The 22,097-nt window shown below is 49.3% G+C and carries 27 protein-coding genes, 1 tRNA gene and 1 pseudogene; 19 read left to right on the plus strand and 10 right to left on the minus strand.

What is annotated here, in order from left to right:
* The first annotated feature begins 712 nt into the window (after positions 1-712).
* The 8 genes from ABF463_RS08095 (at position 713) to ABF463_RS08130 (ending at position 8,699) form a co-directional block, all read left to right on the plus strand.
* Entirely contained in the window at positions 713-2,437 is a 1,725-nt protein-coding gene (locus ABF463_RS08095; RefSeq protein WP_415533089.1) for an ABC transporter substrate-binding protein, read from the plus strand.
* A 96-nt stretch (positions 2,438-2,533) separates the two neighbouring features.
* Positions 2,534-3,502 carry an ABC transporter permease gene (locus tag ABF463_RS08100; protein ID WP_415533090.1) on the plus strand — a complete coding sequence of 323 codons (969 nt, stop codon included), beginning with the start codon at positions 2,534-2,536 and terminating at the stop codon, positions 3,500-3,502.
* 13 nt (positions 3,503-3,515) lie between these two features.
* Positions 3,516-4,925: an oligopeptide ABC transporter permease gene (opp4C, locus tag ABF463_RS08105; protein WP_415533091.1), complete on the plus strand. Its 1,410-nt coding sequence runs from the start codon at positions 3,516-3,518 to the stop codon at positions 4,923-4,925.
* A gap of 12 nt (positions 4,926-4,937) precedes the next feature.
* A complete protein-coding gene (locus ABF463_RS08110; protein ID WP_415533092.1) occupies positions 4,938-5,909 on the plus strand; it encodes an ABC transporter ATP-binding protein in 972 nt (323 codons plus the stop codon).
* Entirely contained in the window at positions 5,906-6,886 is a 981-nt protein-coding gene (locus ABF463_RS08115; protein ID WP_415533093.1) for an ABC transporter ATP-binding protein, read from the plus strand. The genes ABF463_RS08110 and ABF463_RS08115 overlap by 4 nt, the downstream gene beginning before the upstream one ends.
* Positions 6,887-7,445: 559 nt before the next feature.
* A complete protein-coding gene (gene spoIIID, locus ABF463_RS08120; RefSeq protein ID WP_415533094.1) occupies positions 7,446-7,694 on the plus strand; it encodes a sporulation transcriptional regulator SpoIIID in 249 nt (82 codons plus the stop codon).
* A 387-nt stretch (positions 7,695-8,081) separates the two neighbouring features.
* Positions 8,082-8,357, plus strand: coding sequence for a DUF2508 family protein (locus ABF463_RS08125; RefSeq protein ID WP_415533095.1), 276 nt, complete (start codon positions 8,082-8,084; stop codon positions 8,355-8,357).
* Positions 8,358-8,408: 51 nt separating this feature from the next.
* On the plus strand, positions 8,409-8,699 hold the full coding sequence (locus ABF463_RS08130; RefSeq protein WP_415533096.1) for a pro-sigmaK processing inhibitor BofA family protein: 291 nt from the start codon (positions 8,409-8,411) through the stop codon (positions 8,697-8,699).
* Between the two features lie 129 nt (positions 8,700-8,828).
* On the opposite strand, the gene ABF463_RS08135 is transcribed toward ABF463_RS08130, so the two are convergent.
* Complete coding sequence (locus ABF463_RS08135; RefSeq protein ID WP_415533097.1) at positions 8,829-8,990, minus strand: hypothetical protein; 162 nt, start codon at positions 8,988-8,990, stop codon at positions 8,829-8,831.
* A gap of 103 nt (positions 8,991-9,093) precedes the next feature.
* Between ABF463_RS08135 and ABF463_RS08140 the strand changes: the two genes are divergently transcribed.
* The 4 genes from ABF463_RS08140 (at position 9,094) to dinB (ending at position 11,921) form a co-directional block, all read left to right on the plus strand.
* Complete coding sequence (locus ABF463_RS08140; RefSeq protein WP_415533098.1) at positions 9,094-9,639, plus strand: hypothetical protein; 546 nt, start codon at positions 9,094-9,096, stop codon at positions 9,637-9,639.
* A 125-nt stretch (positions 9,640-9,764) separates the two neighbouring features.
* Positions 9,765-10,418, plus strand: coding sequence for an endonuclease III (gene nth / locus ABF463_RS08145; protein ID WP_415533099.1), 654 nt, complete (start codon positions 9,765-9,767; stop codon positions 10,416-10,418).
* Between the two features lie 114 nt (positions 10,419-10,532).
* Positions 10,533-10,608, plus strand: a tRNA-Gly gene (locus ABF463_RS08150).
* Between the two features lie 113 nt (positions 10,609-10,721).
* Entirely contained in the window at positions 10,722-11,921 is a 1,200-nt protein-coding gene (gene dinB / locus ABF463_RS08155; protein ID WP_415533100.1) for a DNA polymerase IV, read from the plus strand.
* A gap of 51 nt (positions 11,922-11,972) precedes the next feature.
* On the opposite strand, the gene ABF463_RS08160 is transcribed toward dinB, so the two are convergent.
* The 6 genes from ABF463_RS08160 to ABF463_RS08185 form a co-directional block, all read right to left on the minus strand.
* A complete protein-coding gene (locus ABF463_RS08160) occupies positions 11,973-12,413 on the minus strand; it encodes a ComEA family DNA-binding protein (RefSeq protein WP_415533101.1) in 441 nt (146 codons plus the stop codon).
* Positions 12,410-13,348 carry a polysaccharide deacetylase family protein gene (locus tag ABF463_RS08165; RefSeq protein ID WP_415533102.1) on the minus strand — a complete coding sequence of 313 codons (939 nt, stop codon included), beginning with the start codon at positions 13,346-13,348 and terminating at the stop codon, positions 12,410-12,412. The genes ABF463_RS08160 and ABF463_RS08165 overlap by 4 nt, the downstream gene beginning before the upstream one ends.
* A 319-nt stretch (positions 13,349-13,667) precedes the next feature.
* On the minus strand, positions 13,668-13,961 hold the full coding sequence (locus ABF463_RS08170) for a hypothetical protein (protein ID WP_415533103.1): 294 nt from the start codon (positions 13,959-13,961) through the stop codon (positions 13,668-13,670).
* A 185-nt stretch (positions 13,962-14,146) separates the two neighbouring features.
* Complete coding sequence (locus tag ABF463_RS08175) at positions 14,147-15,241, minus strand: DUF3810 domain-containing protein (protein ID WP_415533104.1); 1,095 nt, start codon at positions 15,239-15,241, stop codon at positions 14,147-14,149.
* Positions 15,242-15,274: 33 nt separating this feature from the next.
* Positions 15,275-15,721: a zinc ribbon domain-containing protein gene (locus ABF463_RS08180; RefSeq protein WP_415533105.1), complete on the minus strand. Its 447-nt coding sequence runs from the start codon at positions 15,719-15,721 to the stop codon at positions 15,275-15,277.
* A gap of 280 nt (positions 15,722-16,001) precedes the next feature.
* Positions 16,002-16,403 carry a Mor transcription activator family protein gene (locus ABF463_RS08185; RefSeq protein WP_415533106.1) on the minus strand — a complete coding sequence of 134 codons (402 nt, stop codon included), beginning with the start codon at positions 16,401-16,403 and terminating at the stop codon, positions 16,002-16,004.
* A gap of 176 nt (positions 16,404-16,579) precedes the next feature.
* Between ABF463_RS08185 and ABF463_RS08190 the strand changes: the two genes are divergently transcribed.
* On the plus strand, positions 16,580-16,957 hold the full coding sequence (locus ABF463_RS08190; protein ID WP_415533115.1) for a helix-turn-helix domain-containing protein: 378 nt from the start codon (positions 16,580-16,582) through the stop codon (positions 16,955-16,957).
* Positions 16,944-17,363, plus strand: coding sequence for an ImmA/IrrE family metallo-endopeptidase (locus ABF463_RS08195; protein WP_415533107.1), 420 nt, complete (start codon positions 16,944-16,946; stop codon positions 17,361-17,363). Before ABF463_RS08190 ends, ABF463_RS08195 begins: the two co-directional genes overlap by 14 nt.
* Positions 17,364-17,440: 77 nt before the next feature.
* Here the strand turns inward: ABF463_RS08195 and ABF463_RS08200 are convergent, their stop codons facing one another.
* Together ABF463_RS08200 and ABF463_RS08205 are read right to left on the minus strand one after the other, a co-directional pair.
* A complete protein-coding gene (locus ABF463_RS08200; RefSeq protein ID WP_415533108.1) occupies positions 17,441-17,668 on the minus strand; it encodes a small, acid-soluble spore protein, alpha/beta type in 228 nt (75 codons plus the stop codon).
* Between the two features lie 113 nt (positions 17,669-17,781).
* Positions 17,782-18,336 (minus strand): hypothetical protein, encoded by a 555-nt coding sequence (locus ABF463_RS08205; protein WP_415533109.1) that lies wholly within the window; start codon positions 18,334-18,336, stop codon positions 17,782-17,784.
* Positions 18,337-18,664: 328 nt separating this feature from the next.
* Between ABF463_RS08205 and ABF463_RS08210 the strand changes: the two genes are divergently transcribed.
* From ABF463_RS08210 to ABF463_RS08230, 5 genes and pseudogenes are all read left to right on the plus strand, one after another.
* Positions 18,665-19,363 carry a hypothetical protein gene (locus ABF463_RS08210; RefSeq protein WP_415533110.1) on the plus strand — a complete coding sequence of 233 codons (699 nt, stop codon included), beginning with the start codon at positions 18,665-18,667 and terminating at the stop codon, positions 19,361-19,363.
* Between the two features lie 296 nt (positions 19,364-19,659).
* Positions 19,660-19,947, plus strand: a complete 288-nt coding sequence (rpsF, locus tag ABF463_RS08215; RefSeq protein WP_415533111.1) for a 30S ribosomal protein S6 — start codon at positions 19,660-19,662, stop codon at positions 19,945-19,947.
* A 15-nt stretch (positions 19,948-19,962) separates the two neighbouring features.
* Complete coding sequence (locus ABF463_RS08220; protein WP_415533112.1) at positions 19,963-20,409, plus strand: single-stranded DNA-binding protein; 447 nt, start codon at positions 19,963-19,965, stop codon at positions 20,407-20,409.
* Positions 20,410-20,453: 44 nt separating this feature from the next.
* Entirely contained in the window at positions 20,454-20,729 is a 276-nt protein-coding gene (gene rpsR, locus ABF463_RS08225) for a 30S ribosomal protein S18 (RefSeq protein ID WP_415533113.1), read from the plus strand.
* Positions 20,730-20,793: 64 nt separating this feature from the next.
* Positions 20,794-20,955 (plus strand): annotated as a pseudogene (locus ABF463_RS08230) (IS3 family transposase); the annotation flags it as partial.
* Between the two features lie 43 nt (positions 20,956-20,998).
* Here ABF463_RS08230 and ABF463_RS08235 read toward each other — a convergent pair.
* A partial coding sequence (locus ABF463_RS08235; RefSeq protein ID WP_415533114.1) for a polysaccharide biosynthesis C-terminal domain-containing protein occupies positions 20,999-22,097 on the minus strand: 1,099 nt, incomplete at its 5' end.

Here is a 22,097-nt window from a genome sequence, read left to right on the forward strand (position 1 = left end):
TTTCAACAATAAATATTAAATATCGCATATATATTCATTTTCTCTACAATTTAATTCATATTATCAACATAAGGCGCTGAGAATTCTAAGAAAAAATGACGAAATGTATCATAACATTTTAATATGTGATATACAGTATGCTGTGGATATATGTATGAAAAATGCCAGCAGCATAGGGCTTGTTTTAGAGTGCCTCGGAATCGGGAGTAATTCGGAGGTGTCGAGGCTGTGCGCGAGAAAGATGGATAATTGTTTTCATTTTGTTTACAAGAAAAATACATAATTATGCACAGTTCCTTCTTGCCAATCCCTTTATATGTAATATTCAAACAAATAGACGAATTTAAGCGGTGCTACGTTGGGTAAATATGTGGATTTTGCACTTGAAAAATTGTGAACAAAACGTTAGAATTAGAACAACTTTATATGAAGCCCAGCAACAACCATAATGTGTTCATATCTATCTGTCATGAGTGTGCAGCCGTGTTATCCTCGCTGAGCCGTTGAAACATGTATCAGACAAATACAGATATGCAAGAACAACTGTGCAACCGGCAATGGTACGGTATCCTGCCGGTTCTGTTAGGATATGCATTATACATAGATATGTACTATGCTTTGCGGCACAGCTTTGGGAAATGTGCGGAATCGGATGCATCTGAACAGGTTTGGTTGTCTGGACAATCTCTACAGAAAAGAAAGGTGATCTTTTATGAACAAGAAAAAAAGCATCGCAATTGCCTCGTTAGTGCTTGCAGGCATTCTCTCTTTGAGCGCTTGCGGCAGCAGCTCAAGCACCTCCACTTCCTCGGGCAGCGGGAGCACTGCAACCAGTAATGGCACGACGGAGATCAAAGCCACCAACGCCAGCAAAAGCCCGGCGGCCGCTTTGGCACGCAAAGACACACTGGTAGTTGGATTAGGCGACATGAACGGCATCTGGTCGGATGTCTTTACAGACAGTAGCTATGATCATTATGCGGATGAACTGATGTTCAACACCCTTCTCATTGCCACGCCGGACGGTCAGGCGAATGGCGATGCCGCTGATTATAAAGTCTCCAGCGACGGCCTCACTTACACATTCACATTGAAAGATGGCGTCAAATATTGGGACGGCAAGCCTGCTACTGCTTCCGACATTGAGTTCCTGTGTGAAGTAATGGCCGACCCGAATTATGACGGCCAGTTGGATATCTCCACGGCGGATATCCAGGGCTTTGATGCTTACAAGAACGGCAGCGCCACCAGTATTTCCGGCATCAAAGTGGTGGACGACAAGACCATCCAGTTCACGCTGACCACACCGAATGCGTCCACACTCTGGACACTCGGTCAATTGCCGCTGATGGAAAAAGCGTATTATGGCGCGGACTACAAAAAAGGCAATGTGAAAACGGTCGAAGACAAGCTGGCGCAGCCGATGGGCAGTGGCCAATACAAATTTGTCAGCTATGATCCGGCGACCGGATTGAAATTGGTCGCTAATGATAATTACTTCAAAGGCGCGCCGAAAATTAAAAATGTAGAGCTTTCTGTAACTGCGCAAGGGCAGGAGCTCCAACGTGTGCAGGCTGGTGAGGTCGATCTCGAAGCCGATGCAACCTGTAGCGAAGACAATGTGGCTTCTCTGAAAAAATCCGGTTTTATCAATGCATATTATTATCCAATCAATGCTTTTGGCATGGTTCAGTGGAATTTGCAGGATCCCAAATACAGCGATGTGAGAGTGCGTCAGGCGCTGGCATACGGTCTTAACCGTGCGGCAGTAGTGAAGCAGGTCTACGGGCAGTACGCGACAGTTACCAATGTGCCGCTGCCGACGGGCTCCTGGGGTTATAGCACCGATGGCACTACCAACTACACATTCAGTATTGACAAAGCCAAGGCGCTCCTTAAGGAAGCGGGCTGGGCAATCAATTCGAGCACACAGAAACTTGAAAAAGACGGTAAGCCGTTTGTAATCGATTTCACAGCCAAGAGTGGCAATGCGGTAACCGACGCCATGCTGCCGGTCATGAAAGAAGACTATGCCAAACTGGGTATTGACGTCAATATCGAAAGCTCCGATTTCTCCACCATGCTGAAAGGCTACAACAACGGGAAACTGGACGCCTGCTTCATGGGACAGACGCTTACAACACCCGACCCCGACACCAGTAATCTCTTTATGACCGGTGCGTCCCAGAACTTTTATAAGTTCAGCGACAAAGACCTTGATGCCCTCTATCAGCAGGAACAGCGTATGACAGATACCACCAAGCGCAAAGCTATTTTTGCCAAGATCAACAAGCTGCTCAATCAACAACTGCCGATGATGCCGATCTACCAGCGCAACATGATTGTCCTGTACAACACCCGCGTGCAGAACGTGGCGAAGATGGGCACGTTCCGCGACCCGTTCCTTGATTTGTATCAATATACCCTCAAAGGCTGAGTGACCGCCGCAAATTGAATATGACGATTAAATAAGTGCAGTGCCCGGCTGAAAGCAACCGGGCATTTGCTATTGAATCCAAAAGGAGGGTCGTACATGTGGCGGTATATCGTTAGACGGCTGTTGCAGATGATACCGATCATTATCGGAATTTCCATCATTATTTACATCATTGTCCACTTGGTGCCGGGCAATTTTATTGCGACGCAAATGCACAATTCCCATATGACCCCTGCACAAATCAAACACCTTGAGGATCTCTATGGAATCAACGACCCCGTTTATATAGGCTATTTCAAATGGATTAAGGGAATTGTCCTCCATTTTGATTTCGGTGATTCCTTCATGTACCGCAAGCCCGTGACCGCTGTGCTTGGTGAATTTGTCAAGACCTCGGTGCAGCTGGCGCTTCCCGCCTATATCATTGAGATTCTGGTGGCGGTTCCGCTGGGCATTATCTCAGCCACCCGCCAGTATTCCAAAACCGATATGGGGCTGACGGTTCTGGCTTTTATCGGCATCTCATTCCCCACGTTCTTTCTGGGGCTGCTGCTGCTCAAGATATTTGCCATTGATCTTGGTGTTCTGCCGCTGTCGGGTATTGCCACGGCGGGCGTCACCTACACCGGTCTTGCCGCTGTGTGGGACAAGGTCACGCACTTGATTCTGCCGGTCATTGTTTTGTCGGTGGTCAGCATCGGCACCATCATGCGCTATACCCGTATGTCTATGCTGGAGGTTATCAACCAGGATTATATCCGCACCGCGCGTTCCAAAGGGCTAAGCGAACGGGTTGTTATTTACAAGCACGCGCTACGCAACGCGTTGATTCCCATCGTGACACTGCTTGGTTTGACATTGCCGAACCTGTTCTCCGGTGCGATTATCACCGAAAGCATTTTCGGTATCCATGGCGTGGGCTGGGTGTCCCTCAAGGCAATCGACCAGCGCGATTATCCGCTGATGATGGGATTCTGTATGTTTGTGGCGGTAGTTACGCTGTTGTGTAATCTGATTGCGGACATCCTGTATTCGCTGGTTGACCCGCGCGTCAAACTAAAGTGAGGGGCGCAGAACAATGAATAAAAAACGCATCATGGTTATTGTATCCCTTGCGGGCCTTCTTCTCTCCTTTGTCAGCTTCTTTCTCCCATTTATCGCCATTACGAATTACCGCCCTGTGGCAGGCGTCACGCTGATTTTCAACGTGTTCCATCGCATTCAGATTGCGGGCGCGAATGCCGACGCATTGGAGAAACTCTCAATCTATAGCTATGCGCTTCCTCTTTTGTGTATGTTTTTCCTCTTCATTGCGGCCATCGTCTGTCTGGTGCTGTACCTGCGCAAGAACCATGTGCGCTGGTTGAATATCGGCATTTTTGCCACCGCTGCGGGATTTTTACTCTACGGTGCGCAGCTTTCCAACAGCAACTCGATGGTCTCTGATTTTTTTGGGCTTCTATCACAGTCAAGCGGCGGTGTCTATTCCGTCCCGGATGTTGATGGCATCTCGACGGGAATCGGTGCCCGATTGCTGGTTATATGCAGTCTGGTGGCACTGTTTGGCATACTGCTGGCTAAGTTCTATCAACACGACGAAAAAAGCAAGGTAGAACGACTGGATACGCCGATGAACATTGCATATCGGCAATTTAAACGCAATAAGTTGGCTTTGCTCGGACTGGGCGTGCTGATTGCTTTATTAGTGTTGTGCTTTTATGGGCCGGCTTTTTCAAATTTTGCATTGCTTCAAACCAATATAGATATTGCAAAAGAGCAGCCAAGTGCGCAATTCCTGCTGGGTACCGACTCAGTCGGGCGGGATGTGCTCACCCGTCTGCTGTATGGCGGACGCATCTCGTTAGAAGTTGGTTTTTTCACAGTCGTGGTGGAAATCGTAATCGGCGTGATTGTCGGCGGCGTGGCCGGCTATTATGGCAAATGGGTGGACAACATTCTCATGCGCGTGCTGGATATCTTCCTGAGTCTGCCGCTGATTCCTGTTGTCATCATTTTCGGGGCCGTGATGATGGACCTGAAAGTTGACCCATCCAAACGCATCTACGCCGTTATGCTGATTCTAGGACTGTTTTTCTGGCCAACGCTTGCGCGGCTGGTGCGCGGGCAAATTCTCTCGCTTCGGGAGCAGGAATACATGGTGGCGGCGGAGGCGCTGGGTATTCGGGACCGCCATCGCATTTTCCGGCATCTGGTGCCTAATGCGCTGCCCAATATCATCGTCACAGCCACGCTGGACGTAGGTAACGCCATCCTCACCGAATCCATGTTATCCTTCCTTGGGCTTGGCGTGGCGATTCCGTATCCGTCCTGGGGCAACATTGTCAACGCTGTGCAGGACCCTAATGATTTTGCCATGCGTCCATGGCTGTGGATTCCGGCCGGTGTCTGCATTCTGCTCACCGTACTGGCTATCAACTTGGTGGGCGATGGACTGCGTGACGCATTCGACCCCAAAATGAAACGATAAGGGGGAACGGCAATGAAACTGTTAGAAGTGAAAGACCTAAAAACTTATTTTGACATTGATATCGGTGAAGTCAAAGCAGTGGACGGCGTGTCGTTTTCCATTGAAAAGGGGCGCACTCTTTGTATCGTGGGGGAATCCGGCTGCGGCAAAAGCATGACGTCGCTCTCCATCATGCATCTGCTCCCTTCAAACGGACGCATTGCGGGCGGGGAGATTTTATTCCAAGGCAAGGATCTCGCACCGCTTACCCGCACCCAGATGGGAAAAATCAATGGTAAATTGATTTCTATGATCTTTCAGGAGCCCATGACTTCGCTCAATCCGGTTTTTACCGTGGGTAGCCAAATCGACGAGGTGTCGCTGCTACATGAAAAAATCAGCGCCAAACAAGCGAAAGAGCGTTCCATCGAGATGATTCGGACAGTGGGCATCGCACGTCCTGAGGAAACCTACAAGTGTTATCCGCATGAACTTTCCGGCGGGCAGCGGCAGCGTATCATGATCGCCATGGCATTATCCTGCAACCCGTCGCTTCTGATTGCGGATGAACCAACCACAGCGCTGGATGTGACCATTCAAGCGCAGATTTTGGATTTGCTGCGAAAAATGAAACAGGACTTCGGTATGTCCATCATGCTCATTACGCATGATCTGGGTGTCGTTGCCGAGATGGCAGACGATGTGGTCGTCATGTACGCGGGGCGGGTGGTGGAACGCGGCCCGGTGCGCGAACTCTTCGCCAACCCACGTCACCCCTATACGCGAGGGCTTTTAAGGGCCAAACCGTCGCTGCTGGATGTACGCGATCGTCTGTATTCCATACCGGGGCAGGTGCCAAACCTGATCGGGCTACCCGACGAATGTCATTTTGCAGACCGCTGTGAACATTGCACCCCAAAATGCCGACAGGGGTTTCCGCCCGTCTGTGAGGTCAGTGAAAACCACACCGTCGCGTGCACGTTGTATGAGGGGGTGAAACGATGAGTGAACCATTGCTGAAGGTCGAGCACCTTAAAAAATATTTTCCCATCAAGGGGGGTGTGTTTCAGCGCACAATAGGGCATGTCAAAGCGCTTGAAGACGTCACTTTGCAACTGGACAAAAAGGAGACCTTTGGTCTGGTGGGCGAATCCGGCTGCGGCAAGAGCACGGCTGGCCGCACAATCCTGCGCCTGTATGAAAAAACAGACGGCAAGGTCTTCTTCAAAGGCAAGGATCTTTTTGCGCTGAAGAAGGCGGAAATGCGCCGTATGCGCCAGAAAATGCAGATGGTTTTTCAGGACCCATACAGCTCGCTCAATCCCCGCATCACCGTGGGCGGCGCCATCGGCGAACCGATGCTTGAGCACGGGCTTTGCACGAAAGAAGAGCAGCGTGACAAAGTGCTGGAAATTATGGAGCGGTGTGGGCTTTTGCCTGCGCATATCGACCGGTATCCGCATGAGTTTTCGGGTGGACAGCGGCAGCGCATTGGCATTGCGCGCGCATTGGCACTGAACCCGGAGTTCATCGTCTGCGATGAACCGGTATCCGCATTGGATGTTTCCATCCAGTCGCAGATCATCAATCTGCTCAGTGATCTGCAAGAAACTTTGCAGCTCTCCTATCTTTTCATTTCGCATGACCTTGGTATCGTGCGGCATATTTCGCACCGCATTGGCGTTATGTATCTGGGTGCGCTGATTGAAACGGCGGATAAAAACGACCTGTATGAGAACCCGGTGCATCCGTATACACGTGCGCTGCTGTCAGCTGTGCCCGTAGCTGATCCAACGGCCAAACGCAATCGGATCATCCTGCCGGGTGATTTGCCCAGTCCCTCGAATCCTCCAGCAGGCTGCAAATTCCATACGCGCTGCCCCTCCTGCAAGGATATTTGCAAAACGCAGATTCCGCCAGCCATAGCGCTCTCGGATACGCATACGGTGGTATGTCATTTTGCAAAAGAATTTACAAAATAAGCGGGCACGACACATGTATCTGGCGCAAACTGTTGCGTAGAAATGGTGTGAAATATGCAATTTGGATCAAAACGAGCGTTATTTACATTTGGAACTGTTCACCCGGAGCAGCCGAAAAAGCAGACTTCACGGATGGGCATAAAGGATGTGTTTGCCTTTTGGTTGGCTTATCTGACGGTAATGTGGCCGTTTCTTTTGATTTCACTCGGTGTCCTAATTGGTGTCTATGGGTTGATTGAAGTTGTTTTTTAATATTTCAGTTACCAATAAATGCCCCACGCCCGTTACCCTGACACGCATAACCAATACAGTCAAAAAAAGAGTTGAGACGATCAGCACATAACGTGTTGGCCGTCTCAACTTTTTGCTTTGAAATATTTTGATGAACACAAATGAAAATGCCCTGCGTGCGCTCAAAAACATATGATCGGCGATATTTCCCGCGTGGAGCATATCTTCATCGCCTGCGGCTACACGGACATATAGGAGCGATTTTCCACATACTTGCCGTCCCCGCACATATACATGTAGCGATACAAACACATGAGGGGGCTTTTCAGTGAAAGGCATTGTGGAGGAACGGGCTGTGGAACTGGGCGAGTATATCATCGCACACCAGTCCACAGTGCGAGGCGCCGCCAAAGAATTTGGAATTAGCAAATCTACCGTACATAAAGATGTATCGGAACGCTTAAAAAAACTCAATCCTCAGTTGTATATAGAAGTAAAACATGTATTAGAAGTAAATAAAGCGCAGAGACACATTCGAGGAGGCATGGCGACACGCCGAAAATATCGGCACGAATAATTGTGCTGTAACCAGTGTATGACTTGGTTGCATGAAGCCCTGCTGACCTTGCAAAATTTGCTTGGAACGGTGGGGCTTTTACGCAGTTGTTTCCTGTATAGCAGTGTCGGCGCATGTTGCAAAAGATTAGTGTCTCAAAGGTATAGATAGGTTCTGAATGCATACGTTGGATTTATTCCTGCATTTAAGGTGTGCAGCAAAATTTTTATTGGACAAGCAACTGCTACTTGTCCAATGCATATAGTTGAGTAGGATAAAACCTAAAAATTCCAATAAATTGGTATAAAAAGGATGGATTGGTTCACTATATACTTGAACCGAAATGAGCAAGGACTGGTCTGGATAGGACGACCCGAACATATAGTGGAACAGAAAGGGGCACATGACATGGAAAGCGTAATCGCGGGCTTTTTGGAAACGGCAGTGCATCTTCGCCGTGTTGTAGAGGAGGATGCACACGCACAGCTTTTGGGAGAGATTGAATCAGTCAAGACACGTTTGGACTGTGTCTCGGCGCGGTTCGATCAGCAAAGCGACCCCGATTTGCTTGAAGAGTGCATTTATGAAATGCAGGCGCTGACGGCGCGTTATCGTTACCTCACGCGGGAAGCGCGCCGTCAGGGCGTAACAAAGCATTTGGCGGCAAGCCTGCAACGATTGTGACTGTCTGGCGGCTGTGTATCCCTTTGAAATTGTGAAAAGGAGAGGACGGCCATGCAGGTCTTGGCGATCGCATCCACTTCCGGAATCGGACGATATCTACTTTATGGCGGTATCGCCATCTTGTGTGGGCTGCTCATTCTGCTGCTACGCAATCCGCGTGTGCTTGGCAGATGGGTGGTCGGAGGCATAGGCGGATGCGTGGCGCTTTGGGCAGTCAATGCGGCGGGTGTTTTTACGGGAGTGAGTGTCGCCTATAATTTGTGGACTGTTGGAGCTGCGGTTGTGCTCGGTCTGCCCGGTGTGGTGGGTCTGTTTTTTCTCAAGCTGCTGCTGCGGATGTGAACATTTGCGGTCAGAAAAGCCCGATGGGGATTAGGTTTCCCATTGGGCTTTTCTGCGGTCGGCAGACAACGCTTGTTTTATGCTTGCAATACGATATAATGATATCAAGGTGCTGATGACCAAACCACCCTACTGAAACAACCGCAGTTCTTTACTGGTAATACAGCGGCGTGGCACCACCTTCACATCAATCTGAACGCGTTCGCCGGGATGTGTCATCTGCTGATAGGGCTTAGGTTTGGTGGGCGGCAGCATATCCATGCGGCGCAGGACACGGAAAAGACTTTCCACGCAGCGCGTGTAGCCGTACCTGCATAGCCGGTTCCAAAGTTCAATGATGTCACGGTTTCTCGGTATAGAGGTACGGTTATTTCAGTTTGGGGGAATCAGAGATATGGGTACAGTGGAGTGGGGCACAGTGGCACAATGGGCAGGAGCACTGTTGACAGGTGCCGCAGTGATCGTGAATGCGCTGCAAATTGCGAAGAGCGAGAGAAAACGACGCGAAGCAGATTTAAAACATCAAGCCAACGAGGTTTCTGCGTGGATTGACTTTACACGTTGCTTGGAGGTGCAGCAATCTACGATTAAGGTCTGCCTTTCCAATACATCCCGTCACCCTGTCTATCACGTGGTGGTTGTTCTGGTGGGCGTAGACATTGGCAAACCCGGCAAAGGAGAGAATATGTCCTCGCGCAACGCTATCAATGCGTTGCCGCCGGGCACCTATCTGGCGGATATCCATGTCAAACAGTTTCCAGACCGTGCCATGACCAGCGAACATTATGGGGTGGAGCTCTCGTTTCGCGACTGCAACAATATTGCGTGGATCGTCCGTTCCAACGGCATCTTGGAAAAAATTGATACCGATTCGTATGTGCATTACGGTATTGATGGCTATAAAACCACGTATAGCACGCCTCTCCAGCAACTGTCGTGAATGAATGGAGCGGCGAGGGTTCCTCTCTTGGTGTGCCTTTTCACCATTTACGTTTTGTGTGGATTGTGATAGAATGCATTGTAGTTGTTTTGTCGAATCCTGTCCTTAAAAGGAGCACCCTGTAGATGGAATTAAAAGAACGAGCCGCTTATATTGTGCAGACCCTTGAAACCGAATATCCCGACGCGGTTTGTTCGCTGGAAAGTCAGAACGCTTTACAGCTGTTGATTGCCACACGGCTTTCCGCACAATGCACCGATGCACGGGTAAATGTTGTTACCAAAGACCTATTTGCCCGTTATCGCACGGTCGAAGATTTTGCTGGTGCGGAGGTTGCCGACGTCGAGGCAATTATTCATTCCTGCGGGTTGTTTCATACCAAGGCACGTGATATCGTCCGCATGTGTCAGGCTTTGCTTGCCGACCACAGCGGCCAGGTGCCGGACACGCTCGAGGCACTTATCAAGCTGCCGGGCGTGGGACGTAAGACTGCCAATCTGATCATGGGTGATATTTACGGTCAGCCTGCCATTGTGGCTGATACCCACTGCATCCGCATCTCCAATCGGCTGGGACTGGTGTCTTCCAAAGATCCCAAGCAGGTAGAACTGCGTTTGCGTGACTTGATTGCACCTGAGAAATCTTCGATGTTTTGTCATCGGTTGGTCTGGCACGGGCGTGCTGTTTGCAAAGCGAGGGGGCCGGAATGCGCGCATTGTTGCCTTGCACCCTATTGTGCAAGCGTGAACCATGCGGTGGATTCTGTTGAAGCCGGGTGACCTGCTGGTGTGTTTTTTTAATAAAGTCTTGACAAAGCAACATGGTTTGTATATAATAAATAACGCCGCATGGTTATGTGTCTTTTGTTTAGACAGTGGTTGTACCGACAATTTGCGGATGTAGCTCATCTGGTAGAGCGCCACCTTGCCAAGGTGGAGGTAGCGGGTCCGAGCCCCGTCATCCGCTCCAGCATGCAATACCCGCGCCAAAAGCGTGTCCGCAATCTGCGGGCACGCTTTTGTTTCTTTTTTGGTAAAATAGAAGAAATGGCTGCTGTTTACAGAGGAAGAGGAGAGCATACAGTGAAACTGGTTTTTCTGGTGGATATGAATGCGTTTTTTATTTCATGTGAAACGGTGCGCGACCCGACGCTGGCGGTTGTCCCTGCGGCCGTCGCGGGTGACCCTGAACGGCGCAGCGGTATCATTCTTACAGCGAATTACGCGGCGCGCGCGAGTGGTGTGAAAACCACGATGACCATTTATCAGGCAAAGGCTCTGTGCCCCATGCTGCGTCTGGTTCCGCCCGACCATGCCTATTACGCAGCCTGTTCATATGCGGTCATGACCATTCTGGCACGCTATACACCCATTGTCGAACAAAACAGTATTGACGAGGCATGGCTGGACCTGGCTGGATGCCTGCCGGCGAGTACGGAGCCTGTTGCATTGGCAAAACAGATTATGGCGGCAATCAAGCAGGAGACGGGGCTGGACTGCTCTATCGGCATCTCGGAGAACAAATTTCTTGCGAAGATGGCGGCTGATATGAAGAAGCCGCGCGGCATCACTACGCTCTGGCCTGCAGAGATCGAAAGCAAACTATGGCCCCTGCCGGTGGGGGACATGTATGGCGTGGGGCGGAAGATGCGGGAAAAGCTCATTGACAGGGGCATCACCACCATCGGTGATCTGGTGCGCTGCGGGGAGCAGACGCTGGCGGCACGGTATGGCAAATGGGGTGCGGAGCTGTATGCACATGCGCGAGGGTATGACCCGTCGTCTGTCACACCACACCAAAAGGATGAAATGAAATCCATTGGACGCTCCACCACACTTGCCAGTGACGTGACTGATTTTGAGCAGGCGGGTAAAGTGCTGCTTGCTCTTTCGGAAAGCGTAGGGGAACGTGCGAGGCGGCATCATAAAAAAGGTACGACCGTACACCTTACCATCAAATATGCTGATTTTTCTGTGGTAACGCGGCAAATAACGCTTCCCGCGACAGATATGCCTATGCAGATCTACACGGCGGCTTGTAATCTGCTCCGCAAGCATTGGAATGGGCGGGCAGTGCGCTTGCTGGGCATCAGCCTTTCAGGGTTTGCTGAGACGGGAAATCGCCAATTGACATTTGCCGATATGATGGGCGCGCCGTCTTCTCCTTCCAAACAAGATGAGCGGTTGGAGGCTGCCGTTGGCCGTATCCGCGCAAAGTATGGGAATCAAAAGATTTTGCGGGCCGCCCTGCTGGAGAAAAAACAAAAATCCACACCATTTTAACGGTGTGGATTGAATGGTTAAAAGCATGATACAGTGCATATGCACTGTTACCTATAAAGTCACCAGTTTGGCGATTTCGGATAGTTTTTTAGGGCCAATGCCCTTGACCTGATCTAACTGTGCGACGCTGGAAAAGGGGCCGTGGGCATTGCGGTAATCGATAATGCGTTGGGCCAGTGTGTCTCCGATGCCAGGCAGAGAGGCAAGGGCGGCGGCGTCCGCCGTGTTGATATGGACGGACATCGCGGCAGTTACCGATGAGACCGATGCTGTTTCCGACTGATGACTCGGTACGGATGAGGGAAGTGCCGCGTCGGCAAGGCTACTTGTTGTGGCGGACGATGCCGAGAAAACAGCCGTAGTGGCAGAGATGGTACCCGCTGTGCTTTCCAGCGGCGGCATGTCCTTAAAAGCAAACACCACGACGACCACACAGCAGATGGCGGTCATAGCAGACAGAAGCACCAAAAAGCGCTTGTTTTCCGCTTTCATGAGGCGGCTTTCACCACGGGTTTAAACAAAGTGGAGGGCGTACTGGCCGATAAGGTGCCGAACGAAAAACCCTGCGCCTGCAATTGCTGGACGATGAGGGGCACCGCTTCAATGGTGCTGGTGCGGTTACCAAAGTCGTGCATCAGAATGACGGGATCGTTTTTGTGGCCGATCTCTTTGAGGACGCGCTGGACAATCTGCTCTTTTGTGGGGATAGGCGATTCCGCATCGCCCGCGTCGGCATCCCAGTCAATGGGACGGATGCCCATGCCTTCCACCCAGTCGACCGCTTCCTGCATGATCGGTTCTTTGGTGTATTTCTTGGAAACGGTGTTATTGGTGCCGCCGGGGAACCGGCAAATGGTGGGTGGAGTGTTAAGCTGAGCGGTCAGATAATCGTGCAGCTGGGTGAAATCTTGCTTAAAATTGGCCATGTTGGCATATATGTAAGGATACTTGTGTGTCCAAGAGTGGATGCCGACCACATGCCCGGCACTGGCCTCCTCTTTTACGGCGTTGGGAAATTCCTGACAGTTCAGGCCGATCACAAAAAAGGTCGCTTTCACATTGGCCTGTTGCAAAGTCTGCAAAAGTAACCCTGTGTTTTTGGATGGACCGTCGTCAAACGTCAGGTAGGCGATTTTGGCGCCATTGTCCGTGTGGGTGGACGAGAACGACTGCTTGATTGCCAGACGGTTTGAAACCTCATCGTATTTTTTTGTGAGGTCTTGCAGTTCTGATTGCAGTTGGTTAGCACGCGCAGCTTCCCCGCGCAAAGTAGAAAGCTGTTTCTCGGTTTCTCCTAATCGAGCGGATTGGACGACTGTAAAAACGCAGAAGATGACGGCCAATGCAACGCTAACAAGAAAAATCAGATGGTAAAAATGGATATGGCTAGTCTTCTTTAAAAGGTCTGAAAATGGAGACGACTTCATAGCTGCTAATACCCCGATTCTGTATTGTTACAACAACTCAATAGCATGTTTACATTCAACATACCGCACAGTGCCATTATAACAATATTAAAGCGGGATTAAAAGTATTCCGCGAAAATGACACATTTTTGTTATTTTTGGAGTGGCACGACAAAACCCGCCGTAAAAACAGCGGGTCTTCGGGAAGCGATAGCATCTGAACACCATGATGTATGAAAGTTTGCCATTGCAAACACACACGCATACAGTCAGATTCAAAAGGCTGCATGATAACGAGTCCGTGTGGAGCCCGCTCTGGAGGCTCTATACAGGTCGGCGTTCAGGGCGCATCAGCGTGATGGATGTGCAGGATATCCAGAATCTCGCCCACTGCGCGCACATTTTCCGCCGCAATGGTGGCTGCGACTGCAAACGGGCTGGCTTTTTCATCGAAACCGGCATCGTGAAATCCCGCATAGATGCCGTTGCACGCCAGATATTCCGCGCAGAGCGACGCATATTTGGTTTGTGCGGCACGCACCTGAGCAGAGGTGAGGATGCATAGAGACGAGCCGTTTGCGGCTTCCTGCATTTCCGCATCATGTGCTTTCTTTAGATTCGATTTTCGATCCATGGTCGTCTCCTCCTTGCAATGCAATTGCAGGACAAAGCGAAAAGAACAAAAACACCCCGCAGGATAATGGGAAGCGGCGGTGTGCCGTCCTGCTCAAGACACATTGTAAGCGATGAGATCGAAGAAATTTGTCAAATGCGGAATGAAGAAACTTTTTTAGCCGGAAAAGCCGCGGAAGCGGTGGCCTAAAGGCCGGTCTGCGTGCGATATTGGTCACACAGCAGATTTACAAAGGCGTTGTAGCTCACGACGCCCTGCTGGCCTTGTGTCTTGAGATAATTGTCGTTGATCTTGTTGGCGGTCTGGCTCAACGTCCCTGTGTTTTTTGCTACATAGGCGTTGTAATTGTTGATATCGGATTTGGCGCGGTTGTCCAACCTTTCCAATTGAATGCTGACATCGGCGACATCCGTGGTTCCCAGCGCGTTGACCAGATAGAGCAGGGCGTTCAGGTGCCCGGAGTATTGGAAGAAAACATCAGGGCTTGCACAGTCGGCCAAATAGGCCCAATAGTTGGCTTCCTCCTCACGGGCAAATCCTTTGAGATGTGCAGATTCGTGCGCGGCGTTGAACGGCCACAGAAACATGGGGTATCCGGTGTCTACCGTAGGCTCAAAAGTGAATGGGATATAAATGCCTTCGATGCCGAAACGCGCAAGCAGGCCGGTGGGCCAGACGGCTTTGGGATAGGCAGAAATACGCGGCAGAACAAGATCAGTGGGGCTCTCGGTCGCGGCAATACGGCCGTAAGCATCATTTACGCGGGAACGGATGCTGTCAAATCCTCCCGCTTCATAGGAATGCCCCTGCTTGTCCCAAGAGAGCAGGGGACAGAGGGCGTTGATGGCATCCACTTGTTGTGCGGTGAGGGCAACAAGCTCCGCCTTGGTAGGCGAACCGGTTTTATAACCCAGATTTTGTGCCAGCGGCAGCCGCTCGTAATTGAGCTGCCAAATGGTAAAAATAAAAAAAAGCGCCGAAAGAAATGCGCCCAATTTAAGTAAACCATACCATAAGGTGATGGGACCTGTCCTGGGGAGACGGATGAGCCGGAAGAAAAAGCGACACAGGATGATGACGACAACCAAAACCAGTAAAATTTCCGCAATCGGTACGGGGGACAGGCCAAATAATGTTGAAAAGATGGAAGCAATGATAGGATAGATTTTCCGGCTGTAGGTGGTTTCCACGATCTCGCTGTTCCGGGCTGCCCAAAATTGCAATGCGAGTGCCACCGGAGTGAGCAGCAGTAAAAGTACGGTGCGTACACGATGTTTCAATATGTGAGTCCCTTCCGTGAAGTGATCTGTTGTTTAAGGTGCGCCAAACAAATGCCGGATGAGTGAAAGCAGCGCGTCCAAACCGAAATAGAGCGTCAGCAGCACAGCAACAATCAAAAGACCCAGTATACGTGTTTTCCAGTTACCGTGTTTGGGAGCTTCCGATTCGGGCTGTGCGGAACGGGCAGTGATATCGTCGGTATCCATGCCCAGCGCGCGCAAGGTTTCCGCTTGTTTGGCTGCGGGTACAAAAAAATCTGCGCCCGGTGCGGAAAAGTTGCTCAATGAACGCAGCAGACCGCCGCCTCGGTGCGGTTGTTTGAGATAGGGCAGGCCGGTGCTGCGCAGGCGTGCTTCAAACAATTCGGTTTCCACGGGGCTTGCGGTGGAGCCGATGCATATGTGCACAGACTCGCCACAGGCGGGGCATATGGTCGCATGGGGAGGCAATTCTTTTCCACAGTTGATACAGCGCGCCAATATGACCGCTCCTTTCGAGTTGTATCCTTTAGTCTATTTTAGTACAGAATTTGCTTGATGTGAACTGTTTGCGCCAAAATGTGATGAAAAACCGTTTGATTCCGCATGCATTCAGATGAAAACCATGACGTGCGGCTGTCTGTGATGTTGAGGAGACGCGGCTGACTGATACCAACCATCATGATACGAAAGCCCCCGACAATACCGTTCGTGCGGTGTAATCGGGGGCTTTGCGCTGCTTTTTGCGATAAACCTTTTTGTTATCTGGATAGGACGCTGTTCAGGCTTTTTTGCTCTGTGCCATTGCTTGTAAACGCCGCTTTTTTGCGAGGTCGGCCACGATTTCACGCACCGCTCGTTCGCTCATGCCAAAGGTTGCCACCAGTTCGTGCACATTGTGCCCGGTGTATCGGTTGCGAATTTCTTGGTCGCGGATGTTGCGCAGGATGGTATCTGCCTTGTAGATGTAGATATTGCACCCGCCGTACACTTCCACCAGTGTCCGGTAGGTTTCCATTCCAATCAGTTCCGCAAGATCACGTTGTTCGCCTTTCAGGTCGGTTGCGGTGATGTGCTTGAGTTCCATAAGTATTTCCTCCGTCTTTGCGTATTTGTCGTTTTGCATGTTCAGACAATCGTCATGGCACGCCTGTTCCAGGTCCTTTTTGCGTACGCATCCCATGCGGGGCTTCTTTCATAAAACGGTTGCAGATTGGCCGCCGACATGGTAAACTATAGGGGCAACGTTGCTGTACATAGTATAAATGAGATTTCTCAATTTATCAAGTGGAAAACTGCAAATAGTTGAGAAATCTCTCTTTTAAAAGGTGAGGACAGTTGACGATCATAAATAGGATATTGAATCTGATGGAATCGCGCAGCATGACCGCGGCACAGCTAACCCGTGAAGCTGGGCTTACTGCCGGCCTGATCAGCCAATGGAAAAAGGGCGCGCAGAAGCCTTCCTCTAAGAGTCTGCAAAAAATCGCGGATTATTTCCATGTATCCGTGGATTATCTGTTGACGGGAAAAGAGGCGTCTTTTGGGCAAATGCCGTCTGAGTGGGAAGAAGATACCATCGACGAACAGCTGCGCGATGTCAATTTTGCGCTTTCAGGCGAGGTGCATGAACTCACGCTGAGCGAGAAAAAAGACGTGCTTAATTTTATCAAATTTGTCAAAGCCCAGCGTGCCATGAAAGATGAAAAAGAAGGTCAGCAAAATGGACATGCTTGATGAATTGTATCAGGACGCGGCCGAGAACCATATCCCTGTTTTCGGCTGCCCGCTGGCGGATGCCAAATCCATCATTGCCGATTTGGGTGATGGAACGGCTGCTATCGGTCTGAATGTTCAAAAAATCGAAGGGCGGCAGGAAGCGGTTGAACTGTTTGCCCATGAGCTGGGGCATTATCACACCGGCACATATTATAAACTGTATAGCCCTTTGCAGCTAAAATGTAAAATGGAATATAAAGCGGATATCTGGACGGTGGAACGATTGATACCGATTAACCGCTTAAAACGGGCATTTCGGGAAAATTGTCAGGAATGCTGGGAGCTGGCGGAATATCTTGGCTGCTCTGAACGTCTTGTTTTGCGCGCCGTTCAGATTTATCGGCAAAAGGGACTGCTTGACTAATACCAATAGGCAAAGTTGGTGCAAAAAAGGGCGGAGCCCCCTAATAGGAGGCTCCGCTTTTTGCTTAAAAAAGGAAATTACTGCATGCCGTTGATCGAACCACCGGCAAGGCTGTTTTCCACCTGGGCAATCATCTTTTTGACCATCTGGCCACCAATGGAACCCGCCTGACGGGAAGTCAAGTCGCCGTTGTAACCCTGTTTCAAGGTTACACCGACTTCACTTGCGGCTTCCATTTTGAAACGGTTGAGCGCCTCACGCGCCTGGGGAATCAGAGCCTGGTTGCTACCATTGTTGCTAGCCATATATATCTCTCCTTAAATGTTTTTTTGTTTTGTTTGCGTTTGCTTTACTATTGTGGTTTTTGTAAGCGGAATTATGAAATGAAAATATTTCTAAATTTTGATGGAAATTCATATTAAACAACCAAACCGCTTTTAGGGAAAGATGTTCCTGCCAGCCATAGGGCCGCCACGGTAGCAAGCAGAGGATAATCCTCGCGCGGGGAAGAAAGCGTTACCGGCAGTTCACGCGGGTCTACAAGGGCTCCGCTTGTGGTATGAATCTCCCGCTGGAGGCTGACGACCGCTGTAGTGGGCGTGCGACTGGAAAAGGTCACAGTGCTTTTCTGGGAAAGCCCGCAGGTGACGACCGGGATATGGTGTGCCTGTAGTAAGGCGGCGGCATGTTCGTTTTCCGGGTCCAGCACGGCGGCGTGCGCTTTTGGCAGTACGATATCTCCCAGTCCGCCGCAATCTGTTTTGAAAATTAAAATGCAGCCGTCCATCTGCACGGAGCGCACTTGTCCGTCATCCAGCAGCAAGTAGGATATATCCGGCGCAACGGGCGGTAAAAGTGTCAGAGCCTGTGTTGTTAAATGGAGCACGCCGGTATGCAGGCTGTGCAGTGCAGTCAAAAGCATATACGCAACGCCATTGTCTTTTTCGGAACCATACAGAATCATCGGATTCATGCAATTCCCCCTGTCTGCAAGCAGATTTTTTTAATACGGTATGTGTCCTATCTCTTTGTGGTGGTACCTTATTTATTTGTACTGCAAAAACACTGCCGGAAAGTCGTTTGTTTTTGGCGTGAATTTACCTGCCATGGATAGTATACCCGCAAATGATGCGGGAAATCCTGCCGGTGGCGTGTGCAGCGAACTTACGACGCGGCTTGACACAATGGGATACATATGGTACGCTTTCGATGGAATGTTGTTTTTTATTACAAAAAATCATTTCACGAGTGTGGAAGACTGTTTGCATCCGACGCACACGTTCTTTAGGAGGTCGATGGATATGAAAAAATACAATAAAATGGCAGCCGATAGTCGATTGCTTGTGTTGCCTGCTGTCGCGTTGGTATTGGCAATGTTGTTTACGGCCTGCACACAGCATACGAAACAGCCCGGTTCGTCTTCTTCATCCGGCGCGTCATCATCTTCTTCAATATCGGACGTTTCCAAAGCGTCCGGGGCTTCCTCCGCAACGTCCAATGCTTCTTCCTCGGCGAGATCTTCCGGCAGTTCAAGTCTGTCTTCCGCTTCCTCCCAAACTTCGTCCGCTTCCGAATCGGTCGCGTCAGGTTATGTCCTGTATTCCAATGCGCGTTTCGGTTATTCGGTTCCTGTACCGTCTTCGCTGAAAGCGGTGAGCAGCACCAGCAGTTCCGGGCAAAGCTTTGTTTCTTCAGATGATGCGGTGATCTGTAGCGTGTCAGGCAGTAACAATGTACAGAATTTGAGCCCGGCTACTTATTTTGAACAATTTTTTTATGGGCGCCAGGCAGGCATTCTCTCCAAACAGGAGAGCGGCAATACGACAGTCGTGACATGGCAGACTGATGGTAAATACGGATACATCAAATCTGTGGTGGGCGCCGGTTCTGTTGATACTGTTCGATTCCAGTTCCCAGAGGGGCAAAGGGCGCAGTATGATGCCGTGGCACAGTACATGCTGGCACATTTTGAAACATCCGGTGTGGATACTGCACATTAAATTATTGAATAAATATGCCGTTTGATTTATGCGGCAAGTAAACAGACAAAAGCAGATGGCAGCCACGGTATTGTGGTTGCTGTCTGCTTTTGTTTGCGGACTGAGGAAACGGAATGCACTACACTGCCTGCGGATTGGATACAGTAAGGCCGTATTTACATTCAGTGCAGACTTGACAACATGTTGCTGCTATGGTAAACTAGTTATTTGTCGGGTTGTCCCGCTTTGCCATGCGCGGCGGGCATCCCGTGTCCTTGCCGCTTATAGCGGTCTTATGTCCAAAAGGAGGTGCTTTTATGGCAACAATCAGCAAGTACGAAAGCGTGGTCATCTTCAAGTCCAATCTGGGTGAGGAACCGACCTCGGCGCTTCTTGAGAAATTCAAAGCGCTTGTGACCGAAAACGGTACGCTTGAAACAGTTGATGAATGGGGCAGACGCCGTCTGGCCTATCCCATCAATGATGAAAACGAAGGCATTTATGTGCAGTTCACTTTTTCATCCGATAACAATTTCCCAGCTGAAATGGATCGTCAGCTCAAACTGAGCGACGGCGTGCTGCGCTCGCTCATCATACGCAAATAAGGAGCGTGATTTGTCATGTTGAATGTGGTGGCGTTGAATGGCCGGCTGACCGCCGACCCGGAGCTTCGGCACACAAACAGCGATATTGCGGTCACATCCTTTTCCCTTGCGGTAGACCGCAGCTATTCCCGTTCGGGCACCGAGCGGCAGACTGATTTTATTGATATCGTCTGCTGGCGGGGTACAGCGGAGTTTGCAGCCAAGTATTTCCACAAAGGCCAGTTGGTCGCGGTGGAAGGGGCTATCCAGACCCGCAGTTATACCGATCGGGACGGCAATAAACGCCGCGCATTTGAAGTAGTCGCCAGCAACGTGCATTTTGCGGAGCCGCGTCGGGATTCCTATGGCAATCCTGACAGCCATTCTAACAGCGGTGCACAGAGCGGTGGCGCACCAGCTATTTCCAACGGGGATAACGGTGATTTCATAGAAATCGCGGGAGACGACGATCTTCCATTCTAATGCCGGATCATGTAATCGGATAAACGAACAAAGGAGGCTGCACAATGGGCAGAGAAGACAGAGACAGAGATAGAGACCGGGACAGAGGAGACCGCCGCAACGGCGGTCGCAGAGGCCGTCGGAAAGTTTGCTCTTTCTGCGTGGATAAAGTAGAATCTATTGATTACAAAGATATTGCCAAACTACGCAAATATCTTTCTGAGCGGGCTAAGATTTTGCCCCGCCGCGTGACGGGTACCTGTGCGCATCATCAGCGCGAATTGACCATTGCCATCAAACGGGCCAGACATCTGGCACTGCTCCCGTATGTGAGCGATTAAGTACGTTTTTTATAAAACATCCTCAAGGCTGCTGGTCTTGGGGATGTTTTTGTTGTATGACAAAGCAGAGTTGGTCAACACGATGCTGGATGAAGCTATACTGCATCTCCCAGAGGGCGAATATCCCATTATCCACTCGGACAGGGGATGTCATTATCGCTGACCGGGCTGGATATCAAGGATGGAAAACGCTGGCCTGACAAGATCGATGTCCAAGAAAGGATGCCCTTAACTTGTTCGGATCTGAGTCAAATTTTTTGTCCGCACCCCTATTTGATTTGAAATTTGTTGTTCACTTTTCTTATTATTTCCATAATAATAGGATCTTGAGAAATAAAATTGTACAACGCATAAATAGCAGTACCAGCCAAAGTTCCTATCAACAACGTTAAAATATTGCCCATTTTCATATGAACTATTCCAATCACGCAAAGCGACATGATAACGCTTGCAATGATATAATGAACATTTCGCATGTTTAAAATCTTACCTTTTATATAACGTCGAGTATAATAAATCTGCACTATAGCAACAAACAGCTCAGCAATTGTCGATGACAATGCGGCTCCGTTTTGTTGAAAATGTGGAATTAAAAATAAATTCAGTAAAAAATCCAGACATGCACCGGACAGCACGGAAACTAAGAAATCCCTTTCTTTGCCCAACGGTAGCAATATTTGGATTCCTGTCAGATTACTTATTCCAACAAAAAGAATAATCAAGATTTGAATTCGCATAGTCGTTATAGCCGGTGTAAATCCCGTACCGGACAAGATATTGATTACTTGAGGTGCTAAGATAAACAATCCAACACATGCTGGTATTGAAACCATTATCACCATATGAACTGATTTTAATATGAGTAGGTTAAATTCTCTATGCAAATCGTGCTTAATGTAATAAGATAATCGAGGATATAAAACGACTCCTAATGATGTTACAATTCCAATTATAACACCATTAATTTTATTCGCCGCTGCATAATATCCCACATATTTTTGTCCAGAAATAATTCCGAGCATGGTACTGTCCATATTGGTATAAACATTAATCACAACCACTGAAGAAAACAAAACAAAAATAGAGCGTAGATGTTTTCTCAGGTTTAACCCTTTAAAATACAAATGAACATATTTCTTAGCCGTAAATACATTAACTATATTGGAACCGCTTAGCGCGATTACTTGTACAAACCCGTATGTAATATAATCTGAGGCTTTATGAACAAGAAGAAAAAGAGTTGCTAACGAAATTAACTTAAAAGCAATGCTTCTTTTTGTAATATACGCATAATTCTCAAATCCTTTATACATCCAATCAACATTGAATAAGTTTAAAACCACAGATAATCCAATAACAGAATAAAGC

Origin of the sequence: Ethanoligenens sp., assembly GCF_047718355.1 — a bacterium.
Taxonomy (GTDB): domain Bacteria; phylum Bacillota; class Clostridia; order Oscillospirales; family Ethanoligenentaceae; genus Ethanoligenens.